This is a genomic window from Thiomonas sp. 13-64-67 (assembly GCF_002282795.1).
Taxonomy (GTDB): domain Bacteria; phylum Pseudomonadota; class Gammaproteobacteria; order Burkholderiales; family Burkholderiaceae_C; genus Thiomonas; species Thiomonas arsenitoxydans.
This window is the reverse complement of sequence record NZ_NCKP01000008.1, coordinates 19,889-32,819: the sequence shown is the minus strand read 5'-3', so window position 1 is coordinate 32,819 and position 12,931 is coordinate 19,889. Positions and strand designations below refer to the sequence as shown.

The 12,931-nt window shown below is 61.4% G+C and carries 10 protein-coding genes; 8 read left to right on the top strand and 2 right to left on the bottom strand.

What is annotated here, in order from left to right:
- The first annotated feature begins 10 nt into the window (after positions 1-10).
- The 6 genes from B7X30_RS03445 (at position 11) to B7X30_RS03420 (ending at position 7,484) form a co-directional block, all read left to right on the top strand.
- Positions 11-913, top strand: coding sequence for a DMT family transporter (locus tag B7X30_RS03445; RefSeq protein ID WP_286729046.1), 903 nt, complete (start codon positions 11-13; stop codon positions 911-913).
- On the top strand, positions 906-1,817 hold the full coding sequence (locus tag B7X30_RS03440; RefSeq protein ID WP_286729044.1) for a spherulation-specific family 4 protein: 912 nt from the start codon (positions 906-908) through the stop codon (positions 1,815-1,817). Before B7X30_RS03445 ends, B7X30_RS03440 begins: the two co-directional genes overlap by 8 nt.
- Before the next feature lie 59 nt (positions 1,818-1,876).
- Complete coding sequence (locus B7X30_RS03435) at positions 1,877-3,463, top strand: GMC family oxidoreductase (protein WP_286729042.1); 1,587 nt, start codon at positions 1,877-1,879, stop codon at positions 3,461-3,463.
- A 289-nt stretch (positions 3,464-3,752) separates the two neighbouring features.
- On the top strand, positions 3,753-5,159 hold the full coding sequence (locus B7X30_RS03430; RefSeq protein ID WP_286729040.1) for a TIGR03013 family XrtA/PEP-CTERM system glycosyltransferase: 1,407 nt from the start codon (positions 3,753-3,755) through the stop codon (positions 5,157-5,159).
- Between the two features lie 24 nt (positions 5,160-5,183).
- On the top strand, positions 5,184-6,464 hold the full coding sequence (locus tag B7X30_RS03425) for a nucleotide sugar dehydrogenase (protein WP_286729038.1): 1,281 nt from the start codon (positions 5,184-5,186) through the stop codon (positions 6,462-6,464).
- A 6-nt stretch (positions 6,465-6,470) separates the two neighbouring features.
- Positions 6,471-7,484 carry an SDR family oxidoreductase gene (locus tag B7X30_RS03420; RefSeq protein WP_286729036.1) on the top strand — a complete coding sequence of 338 codons (1,014 nt, stop codon included), beginning with the start codon at positions 6,471-6,473 and terminating at the stop codon, positions 7,482-7,484.
- Positions 7,485-7,587: 103 nt separating this feature from the next.
- Here the strand turns inward: B7X30_RS03420 and B7X30_RS03415 are convergent, their stop codons facing one another.
- Both B7X30_RS03415 and B7X30_RS03410 read right to left on the bottom strand, forming a co-directional pair.
- Entirely contained in the window at positions 7,588-8,706 is a 1,119-nt protein-coding gene (locus tag B7X30_RS03415; RefSeq protein ID WP_013122970.1) for an alkene reductase, read from the bottom strand.
- Positions 8,703-8,924, bottom strand: coding sequence for a hypothetical protein (locus B7X30_RS03410; protein ID WP_286729034.1), 222 nt, complete (start codon positions 8,922-8,924; stop codon positions 8,703-8,705). Before B7X30_RS03410 ends, B7X30_RS03415 begins: the two co-directional genes overlap by 4 nt.
- Before the next feature lie 197 nt (positions 8,925-9,121).
- On the opposite strand from B7X30_RS03410, the gene B7X30_RS03405 reads away from it, so the two are divergent.
- Both B7X30_RS03405 and B7X30_RS03400 read left to right on the top strand, forming a co-directional pair.
- Positions 9,122-12,103, top strand: coding sequence for a molybdopterin oxidoreductase family protein (locus tag B7X30_RS03405; RefSeq protein WP_286729033.1), 2,982 nt, complete (start codon positions 9,122-9,124; stop codon positions 12,101-12,103).
- Complete coding sequence (locus B7X30_RS03400; protein ID WP_286729032.1) at positions 12,100-12,927, top strand: 4Fe-4S dicluster domain-containing protein; 828 nt, start codon at positions 12,100-12,102, stop codon at positions 12,925-12,927. Before B7X30_RS03405 ends, B7X30_RS03400 begins: the two co-directional genes overlap by 4 nt.
- Positions 12,928-12,931 lie beyond the last annotated feature (4 nt).

Here is a 12,931-nt window from a genome sequence, read left to right as displayed (position 1 = left end):
CGCGCGGCAGATGGTGGCCAAACCTCACGTCCGCGCCGTGCTCGCCATGGTGGGCGCCACGCTGATGTGGAGCGTGGCGGGGGTGATCACCCGGCATCTGCATCACCAGAACGGGCTCGATCTGGTCTTCTGGCGCAGCAGCTTCGCGGCGCTGGGTGTGTTGGCCTGGCTGCTCTGGCGCCAAGGGCCACGCGGTCTGGCGCGCGACGTGCGGCATGCTTCGCCGCTGTTGTGGCTGTCGGCCGGGTTCTGGGGGGTGATGTTCACCGCCTTCATGGTGGCGCTCACCCTGACCACGGTGGCGCAAACCCTGATCGCCGAAAGTCTCAGCCCCCTCATCGCCGCCTTGCTGGGTTGGCTGGTGCTGCGCCACGCCTTGCCCGCGCGGACCTGGCTGGCCATCGCGCTTGCCCTGACGGGTATGGGATGGATCGTTTGGCAAAACCTGCATCACCTCAACGGATCGACACAGTTGCTCGGTATGCTCGTCGCGCTGGCCGTGCCGTTCAGCGCGGCGGCCAACTGGGTCAGTCTGCGACGAGCCGGGGCCGCTGTGCCGATGCAGGCTACCGTGATGTTGGGTGCGCTGTTCTCGGTGCTTGCCGTGGCGTTTCCGGCCTGGCCGGTGAGCGTGGACCTGCACGATCTGCTCTGGCTGGCGTTCTTGGGCGTGTTTCAGCTCGCTGCGCCGGGTTTGCTCGCTGTCTGGGCGGCTCAGCGTCTGGCCCCGGCAGAGGTCGGTTTGCTCGGTCTGCTGGAGATTGTGTTCGGCATTCTCTGGGCCTGGATCGGCGCGGGTGAACAACCCAGCTTCGGGACTTTGATGGGCGGTGGACTGATCATGTTCGCACTAGTAGGCAACGAATTACTGGGATGGCGGCAGATCAAACGGGGAGAGCAAATTTATGCTTAAAAATTTGCGCCACGCAGGCCTGTGGATCGGCCTGACGGCTTTGTTGTTGTCAGGCTGCGGCGGCGGGGGCGGCACCAGCGCCTCTGCTGATAGTGCGACCACGGGCGCCACACCTGTTGCCTTGAAGCGCACCACGCCGATGGGTGTGCTGGTACCGCTCTACGGCTATCCGCTGGTGTCCAGGGGCAGCGGCGCGACTTACACGACGGCCGAGAATCCCGCCTGGACGGAGGTGGCCGCTAATGCGGCCGCGGTGCCCACGGTCGCCATCATCAACCCGCAAAACGGGCCGGTCGCATGCACCACTCCGCCCTCGGCCACGCTCAGCGCTTTCACGCAGGGCATCGGTCAGCTTCACGCCGCTGGGGTGAAAGTACTGGGCTACGTTCACACCAGTTACGGCTCGCGCGCGCTCTCGCTGGTGCAGCAGGATGTGCAGACCTACGCCCAGTGTTATGGCGTGGACGGCGTTTTTTTTGATGAGGTTTCCAATAAGGGCAGCCTGGCGAGTTATTACGCAGCGGCCGCTGCCACGGTGCGTCAGGACATTCTGCCGGGCAGTGGTCAGGCCGCGCTGGTCGCGATCAATCCCGGCACCTATCCCGACCTGTCCATCGCCCAGACGGCCGACATCACGGTGATGCACGAAAGCGCAGACCTGAATCTACCCGCCGCGCCGGCGAGCCTCGCTTCTTACCCGTCGGCGAAATTCGCCTATCTGTCGCTGGGTATCAGCAATCTGACGCAGACTCAGGCGGCTACGCTTTCCAGTCTGTACCAGCAGGGCGTCGGTTATGTTTATCTGACCGATCAGGGCAGCGCCAACGATCCGTGGGCCAAGCTGAGCACCAGTTATCCGGCGCAGATCCAGATCATTCAGGCGTTGAACCAAAGCAAGAACTGAGACCCCCATCGCCCCCTCCGACTGTCGTGTAGATTTAGAGACAGAAAACAGGAGACGCGATGGAATTCGATACGGTGATTGTCGGCGCGGGTTCGGCGGGCTGCGTGCTGGCCAATCGGCTGAGTGCTGACCCTGCGCATCGGGTGTTGTTGATCGAAGCCGGTGGCCCGGACTGGCATCCCTACATTCGTATGCCTGCGGGTATTGCCAAGTTGGCGGGCCACAAGCGCTTCAACTGGGGCTACACCACGGAGCCCGAGCCGCAGCTGCACCATCGCCGTTTGTGGTGGCCGCGGGGCAGGGTGCTCGGGGGTTCGAGTGCGATCAACGCCATGTGCTATGTGCGGGGTGTGCCGCAGGACTATGACCGCTGGGCCGAGCTGACCGGAGAACCGGCGTGGTCGTGGGACGCCGCGCTGCCGCTGTTTCGCGCCATGGAATGCAACACGCGCGGCGCCGACGCTTGGCATGGTGATCAAGGCGAATTGGGGGTCAGCGATCTGCGGCATCACAATGTGCTGACCGATGCGTTCATGGCCGCTGGAGAGTCGTTCGGGTTGAACCGCAACGTCGATTTCAACGGCCCCACTCAGGAAGGCGTTGGGCTCTACCAGGTCACGCAGAAAAACGGATTGCGGCATTCCAGTGCTGCCGCCTTTCTTGCTCCCGTACGCGGGCGAAACAACCTCACCGTGCTGACGCAGACCCTGACGGAGCGCGTGCTGATCGAACGTAACCGGGCAGTCGGCGTGCAGGTGCGCACGCACGGCGCTTCTCCGACGCGCATCGAAGCCGGGCGCGTGGTGCTCAGCGGCGGGACGATCAATTCGCCCCAACTTCTGCTGCTCTCGGGCATCGGGCCAGCCGATCATCTCCGCGACATCGGCATTCCGGTCTTGCGCGATCTACCCTCCGTGGGCGAGAACCTGCAGGATCACCTCGACATCTGCACCTTGAACGCCGCCACCCAGCCCGTGACCTACGACCACGTCAATGTCGTCCTGGCCGGTTTGCAGTTCTGGCTCACCCGTCAGGGCGTTGGAACCTCCAATGCCGCCGAGGGCGGTGGCTTCATGCGCTCGCGTTACGCCACCGATGCGCGCTGCGACCTGCAATTTCACTTCGTTCCCGCGCTGCTCGACGACCATGGCAGGGGACGCCTGCCAGGCTACGGCTACACCCTGCACGCCTGCGTATTGCATCCGCGCAGCCGCGGGCGCATCCGGCTGCGCAGTGCCGATCCCGCCGCACATCCACTGATTCAACCCAACTATCTGAGCGACGCCGATGGCTTCGACCTACTGCGAATGTGCGAGGCCGCGCGCGTGTCGCGCGAAATCCTGGCGCAGCCCGCATTCGACCCATGGCGAGGCGCCGAGATCTTTCCCGGAACGCTCGTCTCGCCGGGCGGCGACTTTACCGAATTCATCCGCAGCAAGGCCGAAACGGTCTATCACCCGGTCGGAACCTGTCGCATGGGGGCAGACGAAGCCAGTGTGGTCGATCCGCAGCTTCGCGTCCGGGGCATCGAGGGCCTGCATGTCGCGGATGCGGCCATCATGCCCGAGGTCCCTACGGGCAATACCAACGCTCCGACGCTCATGATTGCCGAGCGCGCCAGCGCATGGCTCCTCGCCGATAACTGACCCCAAGTCGTGCTGTTTGTTGTTTTGCGATTGGTTTTGCAATTGGTTTTGCAATCGCACCCTTTGAATTGGGGGGGGTGCCGCCTGTGCCGGGGATAGACCTGTCATTCCCGATTGACAACAATCCCACGAGCCAAACAAGAAACCCAGATTTGTCGTCAGAACTGCCAAAAATTTCACATCGATCTGACCGCCTCGCAGCGCAAAATTCTGGCAACGAGCTGGTGTCACAACCGCGCCGAATTGCCCCCGTTCTCCTGACGCAATAATCCAATACCCAGAGTGAAAAATGTTCAAGATCTTTAATCTATACATTCCCGCAAAAATGACGCTGGAATTGCTGGTTGATCTGGCGATTTCCATTCTGTCTTTTGCGCTTGCAACCTGGTCTGTTTATGTGATGACTGTAGGTAAGCAAGATTTTTCGTATTGGATTCAGCAGGGGTTCTATCCGCTGATTCTGTATACAGCGTTGACTATTTTGCTATACACCGCATTGGGTGTTTACCGTATTGATGCGGAAAACAGCTTGCGCAGCTTTTTAGGGCGCACCTCGGTTGCGTTCGCCTTCGTCTTCTTTCCGGTTTACTGGTTCACCCTGATGTTCACCGAAGCCGGCAGTTCGTTTCGAGTGCTAGCGTTTGCCTATCTGTTTCAAATGGCACTTCTCGTGCTGATCCGTTATATTTTTTTGCGACAGACAGCGTTGTCTGGCATGACGCGACGCATTTTGATCGTCGGAAATGGGCGCGAGGCGCAAGCGCTGTCGCGCCAGATCATGGAAAATCACGGTACTTCCTATAGCATCGTCGGCTTCTATCCCACTCAGCAAAATGATCAGCCGCCGGTTCAACTTGCTGGTAAGGTGTTTGACGAAAATACGCCTCTCGAACAAGTTGTGCTCGATATGCGGGTGGATGAAATCATTGTTGCCGTGCGCGAACATCGGGGAGGCGTACTCCCGATCCGCCAACTGCTCGAGGCCCGGATTCTCGGCACGCCGGTTCACAATTTGCCGACTTTCTACGAGCGCTTGAAAGGCGAGGTTCCGCTGGAAAGCATGAAGGCGAGTTGGCTGATTTATGGAGGCGGTTTTACACAAGGCCATATCCGTGCCTGGGCCAAGCGTCTATTCGATATCATTAGCGCCAGCGTTCTTCTGCTTGCCCTCTGGCCCGTTATGTTATTGGCTGCTCTGTTCATCAAATTAGAAGATCGGGGGCCTGTATTTTTTCAGCAAGAGCGTGTCGGCTTGTTTGGAAAGTCTTTTTACTGCCTCAAATTCCGCAGTATGCGCACGGATGCAGAAAAAGATGGCGTGGCACGATGGGCCAGCACCAATGACAACCGGATCACCCGTGTCGGCGCTTTCATCCGTAAAACACGTATTGACGAACTGCCTCAGCTGATCAATGTCTTGCGCGGAGAAATGAGTATGGTCGGGCCACGCCCGGAGCGCCCGACTTTTGTGGACATGCTCGAAAAGGATATTCCCTTCTATGCGATTCGTCACAGCGTCAAACCGGGGGTCACAGGTTGGGCGCAGGTGCGCTACGCCTATGGCGCTTCGGTGGAAGACGCGAAGAGAAAGCTGCAGTTCGATCTTTACTACGTAAAAAATAACAGCGTCTTTCTCGATTTTTTCATTTTGTTCGAGACGGTGCGCGTCGTGATTTTCGGTGAAGGCGCAAGATAATTTTTAACTTTTAGAAAGAGAACGATGACAGTAGTTGCTGTGGTGGGATTGGGGTATGTCGGTCTTCCTTTGGCCGTCGAGTTTGGTAAAAAATATCGCACGATCGGATTCGACCTCTCAGTCGAAAAAATAGCGGCTTATTGCAAGCATGTCGATCCGACTGGGGAAGTTAGTCAGGAGAACCTCAAGCAGGCGAGCTTGCTCGAGCCGACAACCGATGCCTCGAAACTGAAGGAGGCCGACTTTGTGATCGTCGCCGTGCCGACGCCAGTTGACAATGCCCACAACCCGGATTTCAGCCCCCTCGTGGGCGCGAGTACCTCCGTCGGCAAATATCTCAAACCCGGCGCCATCGTGGTCTATGAATCGACCGTTTATCCTGGGGCTACCGAAGAAATCTGTGTACCGATTCTTGAAAAACAGTCGGGGCTGAAGTGGAAAAAAGATTTCTTCGTCGGCTATTCACCCGAGCGTATCAATCCGGGCGACAAAGAGCACACCCTGACCCGAATTGTCAAGGTGGTTTCCGGAGATACCCCGGAAACGCTTGAAACCGTCGCAAATGTTTATGCCTCGGTGATTACGGCCGGGGTTCACCGAGCCGAAAGCATCAAAGTGGCCGAGGCGGCGAAAGTGATTGAAAACACGCAGCGTGACCTGAATATTGCGCTGATGAATGAGTTGTCGCTCATTTTCCACCGCATTGGCATTGATACGCTGGACGTGCTCAAGGCGGCGGGTACCAAGTGGAATTTCCTGCCATTTCGTCCGGGCCTGGTGGGTGGGCATTGCATCGGTGTCGATCCTTATTACCTCACGCACAAGGCCGACATGCTCGGCTATCACCCGCAAGTGATTCTGGCGGGGCGTCGCATCAATGACGGTATGGGCAAATACATCGCTGAACAGACGATCAAGCAAATGAGTCAGGCGGGCCTGCCGATCAAGGGGAGCGACGTGATCGTTCTCGGTCTGACATTCAAGGAAAACTGCCCCGATCTGCGCAATTCCAAGGTGATCGACGTGATTCGCGAACTGGCGTCATATGGGGTCAACGTGATCGTGCACGATCCCATTGCTAATGCGGACGAGGCTGTGCATGAATATGGCGTCACGCTCACGCCTTGGGCCGAATTGCCTCGCGCTCAGGCGATCGTGGCGGCCGTGGCGCACCAAGCCTACAAGGACATGTCGGTCGCCGAAACTCTCGAAAAGCTGCTGCCGTCTGGCATTTTCATGGACATCAAGTGCCAATACGACGCTGCCGCGCTTCAGTCGCACGGTGCCCAGGTCTGGAGACTTTGAGCCGCCATGTCGATCGAGCAAATGCTGTCTTCGAAGCCCCAGCGCTGGCTGGTGACGGGGAGCGCCGGATTCATCGGCTCTCACCTGATCCAAACGCTTCTGACCCATGGCCAGGACGTGGTCAGTCTGGACAATTTTTCAACCGGCCATCAATCCAATCTGGATGAAGTGCGGCGCCTCGTTGGCGAAGAGGCCTGGAAGCGGCACACCTTCATCGAGGGTGACATTGTCGATCCGCAGACCTGCCAGCGGGCTTGTCAGGGCGTCAACATCGTGTTGCATGAGGCGGCTTTGGGATCTGTGCCGCGCTCGATTGAAAACCCGCTGGCAACGCATGCGGTCAACGCCACGGGTTTTCTGAACATGCTGGTCGCCGCGCGCGACGCGGGCGTGGGTCGCTTCGTTTACGCGGCTTCTAGTTCCACCTATGGCGATCACCCGGGCTTGCCCAAGGTCGAGGACCTCATCGGCAAGCCGCTGTCGCCCTATGCGGTGACCAAATATCTCAACGAACTTTATGCCGACGTATTCGGCCGGGTCTATGGCTTGAAGAGCATCGGGCTGCGCTATTTCAACGTGTTCGGCACCCGCCAGGATCCCAATGGCCCTTATGCGGCGGTGATTCCCAATTGGGCCAAAGCCATCCGCGGCAATCAGCCTTGTTTCATCAATGGCGACGGCGAAACCACGCGCGACTTCTGCTATATCGACAACGTGGTGCAGGCCAATGTGCTGGCAGGGCTGAGTACGCATCCTGAATCGGCGAATCAGGTCTACAACGTGGCGTTTGGCGAGCAAACCAGCCTGAACACCCTTCACCAGTTGTTGAGCGAGGAAATCATGGCGCTCGACACTAGCGTGAAATTCACCCCGCCGGTCTACCGCGACTTTCGCAAGGGTGACGTGCGTCATTCCCTTGCCGATATCAGCAAGGCCAAACGCCTGTTGGGCTACAGCCCCGATTTCAGCGTGCGCGCGGGCTTGAAAATCGCCATGCCGTGGTACGTTGCCAAGTCGTAAAGGTCAAGGTTTGATCGTTGATCTTTCTCTCAGCAAGCTGCCGGATAGACAGCTTGCTGAGAGAGCAAGGCAGGGCGTCAATCCGGGCGTTGAATTGACCCGTTCAGACCGTCGCCGGGGTGGCGTCGAGTGAGGGGTAGTCGGTGTAGCCTGCTTCGCCGCCGCCGTAGAAGGTGGCAGGGTTGGGTTTGTTCAGTGCAGCGCCTTGCTGAAAACGCGCCACCAGATCCGGGTTGGCGATGAAGGGGCGGCCGAAGGCTACCGCGTCGGCCAGTCCCGAAGCCAAGCGGGCCTCGGCGGATTCCCGGGTGTAGTTGCCGCAGACGATGATGCTGCCCGCATAGGCGGCACGCAGCTTTTTGCGGAACTCGTCGGTCAGCGCCGGGCCGCCCGCCCAGTCGGGTTCGGCGATGTGGACGTAGGCGATGCCGCGGCGGTTGAATTCCTGCGCCAGGTAAAGGTGAATCTCTTCGGTCTGCGCATCCTGAATGTCGTGACGATTGAAATGCGGCGAGATGCGCACCCCTACCCGGTTGGCGCCTGCCACCGCAATCAGCGCATCGATGGCTTCGAGCACGATGCGGGCGCGGTTTTCCAAGCTGCCGCCGTATTGATCGGTGCGTTGATTGGTGTTGGTCGCGAGAAATTGTTGCAGTAGATAGCCGTTGGCGCTGTGCAGCTCCAGCAGGTCGAAGCCCGCTTCAAGCGCGCGCTCGGCTGCTCGTCGATAGTCGGCGATGATGCCCGGAATTTCGGCGGTTTCGAGCGCGCGCGGCATATCGCAGGGCACGCGCTTGGGGCCTTCATCAGGCAGCACGACGAAGGATTCGCCCGTGTCGCTACGCAGGGCACTGGGCGCGACCGGGGCCTGGCCGTCCTGTTGAAGCAGATGATGGGAGATGCGTCCCACATGCCAGAGCTGCATGGCCATATGGCCGCCGGCGGCGTGCACCGCATCGGTGACTATTTTCCAACCGGCGACTTGCGCGTCGGTGTAAATGCCCGGGGTGAAGGCGTAACCCTGACCTTGCCGGGAAATTTGCGTGGCCTCGCTCACGATCAGTCCGGCGGAGGCGCGCTGGGCGTAATAGCGTGCATTCATTTCGCCCGGAATGTCGCCCGGTTGTTGCGCGCGGGAGCGCGTCAGCGGCGCCATCACCATGCGGTTGGGCAGTTGCAGGGCGCCGAGTTGCAGAGGGGTGAACAGGGTAGGTGCAGTCATGTCATTCCTTTTGTTGTTGCAGTGCCGCAATATCGTAGGGGGCTTTCGCAAGGCCTGCACGAGTGCTGAAAAACAGACCGAACCTCCCAGCTCAGCGCGCGAAGCTGGGCCTCGTAGAGCGACGGATAGCGCGCTTTGCGCGTCAGCCAGACCTGAAGCAGAAAGCTGATGACCACCGCGAGCATGGTGGGCGCCATGAGATTGGTGGCGATGGACACGCGCGCGGCACCGCCTAACCAACTGCGGCGCTGGTGATGGCGCAGGGCAGAGCGCGGTCGTCTGTTGACAGGGGCAGGTCAACAAGCCGCTCTATTCATCACAAAATCAGATATAAAAAATCAGAACAATTCGTTTGTTGAATCAATGGTCGGCGGCTAAGGTCTATCCATCTCATTAAAAAGAGACAGCCTCCACCATGTCCGCCCTGTTCAAACCGCTCGATCGTCTGTTCTCCAACGGCCAGCCGCTGCACAATCCGCTCACCCCGCCGCCTGGCGATACCGAGGTGAAGACGACCACCTGCTATATGTGCGCCTGCCGCTGCGGCATCAAAGTGCATCTGCGCGATGGCGAGGTGCGGTTCATCGAGGGCAACCCCAATCATCCGCTCAACCAGGGCGTGATTTGCGCCAAAGGGTCGGCCGGCATCATGAAACAGGTGTCGCCCGCGCGCTTGACGCAGCCCTTGCGCCGCAAACCCGGCAGCGAGCGCGGCGCGGGTGAGTTCGAGCCGATCTCGTGGGACGAAGCGCTGCAGACGCTGGAAGACCGGCTACGTCACCTGCGCGCCACCGACCCCAAGCAATTCGCGCTGTTCACCGGGCGCGACCAGATGCAGGCGCTCACCGGGCTGTTCGCCCGGCAGTACGGCACGCCCAACTATGCCGCGCATGGTGGCTTTTGCTCGGTGAACATGGCTGCTGGCATGATTTACACCTTCGGTGGCAGTTTCTGGGAATTCGGCGGGCCCGATCTGGAGCGCGCCAAGCTGTTCGTGATGATCGGCACCGCTGAAGATCACCACAGCAACCCGATGAAAATCGCGCTGTCCAAATTCAAGCGGGCGGGCGGGCGCTTCATCTCCATCAACCCGGTGCGCACCGGTTACTCCGCCATTGCCGATGAGTGGATCCCGATCCGCCCCGGCACCGATGGCGCTTTGCTGCAGGCGTTGGTGCACGAACTGCTGCGCACCGGCCGATTCGACGACGAGTTCGCCGCGCACTACACCAATGGCGCACAACTGCTGCGGGTGCAGCCGGGCCACGCGCAAGACGGCTTGTTCATCCCCGATGCCTCTGGCGCGGCGCAATCGCAAGGCCGGATGTGGTGGGACGCCGTGACCCAGCGCCCCGTGCCCGCCTGGGCTGAGGGCGCGCAGCCTGCGCTTTCCGGCCACTACCGTCTGCCCGATGGCACGCCGGTGGCGCCCGCGCTGCAACTGCTGCGCGAACAACTGGCCGACAGCACGCCCGAATGGGCCGCAGAGATCACCGGGGTGAGCGCCGAGCGCATTCGCCAACTGGCGCAAGAGATGGCGCAGGCCGCGCTCGATCAGGGCGAAGACCTGCCCATCGCCTGGACCGACTGGCTCGGCCGCGAGCACGCCACCGTGCGCAGCAAACCGCTGGCGTTTCACGCCATGCGGGGCCTCGCGGCGCATTCCAACGGCTTTCAGACCATCCGCGCCCTGTCGGTTCTGATGAGTCTGCTGGGCACGATCGATGCGCCCGGCGGATTTCGCCACAAGGCGCCTTACCCGAAGGACGTTCCGCCCGAGGTGCGAAACCCGCGCGGCCCGCAGGACGTGCGGCCCGACACGCCGCTGAACGGCGCGCCGCTGGGCTGGCCGACTTCGCCCGACGATCTCGCGCTGATGGACGACGGCAGCCCGCTGCGCATCGACAAGGCGTTTTCCTGGGAGCATCCGCTGGCGGTGCATGGCCTGATGCACAACGTCATCACCAACGCCTGGCGCGGCGACCCTTATCCCATCGACACCCTGCTGATCTTCATGTCCAACATGGCGTGGAATTCGGCCATGAACACCGTGGACGTGCGGCAGATGTTGCGCGACAAGCGCGAAGACGGCAGCTACCGCATTCCCTTTCTCGTGGTGTGCGATGCCTTTCAGAGCGAGATGACCGCCTTCGCCGATCTGCTGCTGCCCGACACCAGCTATCTGGAGCGGCATGACGCCATGTCCTTGCTCGACCGGCCCATCTCCGAGTTCGACGGCCCGGTGGATTCGGTACGCGTGCCCGTGCTGCCGCCTCTGGCGCAAACGCGGCCATTCCAGGAAGTGCTGGTGGAGCTTGCAGGTCGCCTCGGCCTGCCGGCCTTCGTGAACGCCGACGGCAGCCGCAAGTACAAAAACTATCCCGACTTCATCGTCAACTACGAAACCGCGCCCGGCTCAGGCATTGGCTTTCTGTCGGGCTGGCGCGGCAAGGACGGCACGCAGTCGCTCAAGGGCGAGCCCAACCCAAAGCAATGGGAGATGTATGCGCAGAACGACTGCGTGCACTTTCACCACCTGCCCGAGTCGTTGCGCTATATGCGCAACTGGAACCGCGACTACCTCGACTTTGCGCAGGAGCAGGGCTGGCGCGCGCGCAACACGCCCATCGTCATCGCGCTCTACTCCGACGTGCTGCAGCAGTTCCGGCTGGCAGCGCGCGGCCAGCGCCCCGGTCGGCAACCGCCCGAAGCGCTGCGGGCGCGGGTGGCGCATCACTTCGATCCGCTGCCCTTCTGGGAGCCGCCGCTGGAACATGCGGCTACCGATCTGGCGCGCTTTCCACTGGCCGCCGTGACCCAGCGCCCGATGGCGATGTATCACGCCTGGGACTCGCAGAACGCCTGGCTGCGGCAGATTCACGGCCACAACCGGCTTTACGTCAATCCCGCAGTAGCCGCTCAGCAAGGCATCGCCGATGGCGACTGGCTGTGGATCACCTCGCCCTGGGGCCGGGTGCGGGCCCGCTGTCAATACAGCGAGGCGGTCGAGCCCGGCACAGTCTGGACCTGGAATGCCATCGGCAAGGCCAGCGGCTTCTGGGGACTGCATCCGCATGCCGAAGAGGCGCAGACCGGCTTTCTGCTCAACCATCTCATCCGCGAAGAACTGCCGGCCAACGCGCTGGGCGCGGGGCAGGGACTGATCTCCAACAGCGACCCGGTCACCGGCCAGGCCGGCTGGTATGACGTGCGGGTGCGCATCGACCACGCCGAAGCCCCGCCTGAAACCGACGAGCCCCTGCCTGCTTTCGCCGAGCAGAGCTGGCCGCAATTTGCTCCTCCCGCCGCGCTACCCCACCCTGCGCCGCACGCACCGCAGCTCAGTGTGCTGCGTTATTTCGCCGGGCGTTCGTCCCGCCAAGGAAAACAGCCATGACCCAACTCGCGCTGGTCATCGACCTCAATGTCTGCGTGGGCTGCCACGCCTGTGTCACTTCCTGCAAACAGTGGAACACCTCCGGTACGGCCGGGCATCTGAGCGACCACGAACCCTACGGCGAGAATCCGCTGGGGGTGTTTTTCAACCGGGTGCAGACCTACGAGGTGGGGCAGTTTCCGCAGACGCAGACCGTGCACTTTCCCAAGAGCTGCCTGCACTGCGAAGAGCCGCCCTGCGTGCCCGTTTGCCCGACCGGCGCGTCGTACAAACGCCAGGAAGACGGCATCGTGCTGGTCGATAACGACAAGTGCATCGGCTGTAAATACTGTTCCTGGGCCTGCCCCTACGGCGCGCGCGAATACGACGAAGACCGCGGGGTGATGACCAAGTGCACCCTTTGCGTCGATCGCATCTACGACGAGAGCATTCCGCAGGCGCAGCGCCGCCCGGCCTGCGTCAACGCCTGCCCGACCAACGCGCGCCTGTTCGGCGATGTGCACGACCCCGAGTCCGAGGTGTCTCGCGCCATCCGCGAACGCGGCGGCTATGCCCTGATGCCCGAACTCGGCACCCGCCCGGCCAATCACTATCTGCCTCGCCAACTGCCGCAAGGCGTTGCACCGGCGAACGCGGAGGCCGCGTCGCCGCACCAGACCACGGCGCGCCCACAAGCCGCTGCGGTGCGCCCGGCGCCGAGGGAAGCGGCGCTGGAAGTCGAAGCGCGCGGGTTGTTCGCCAAGCTGTTCGGCGCGTTCTCCAAGCCCTCGCCAGCGCGCGCGGACCACAAGACCGTCGAGATCACTCAACTGGAGGCTCGCTAAAGTC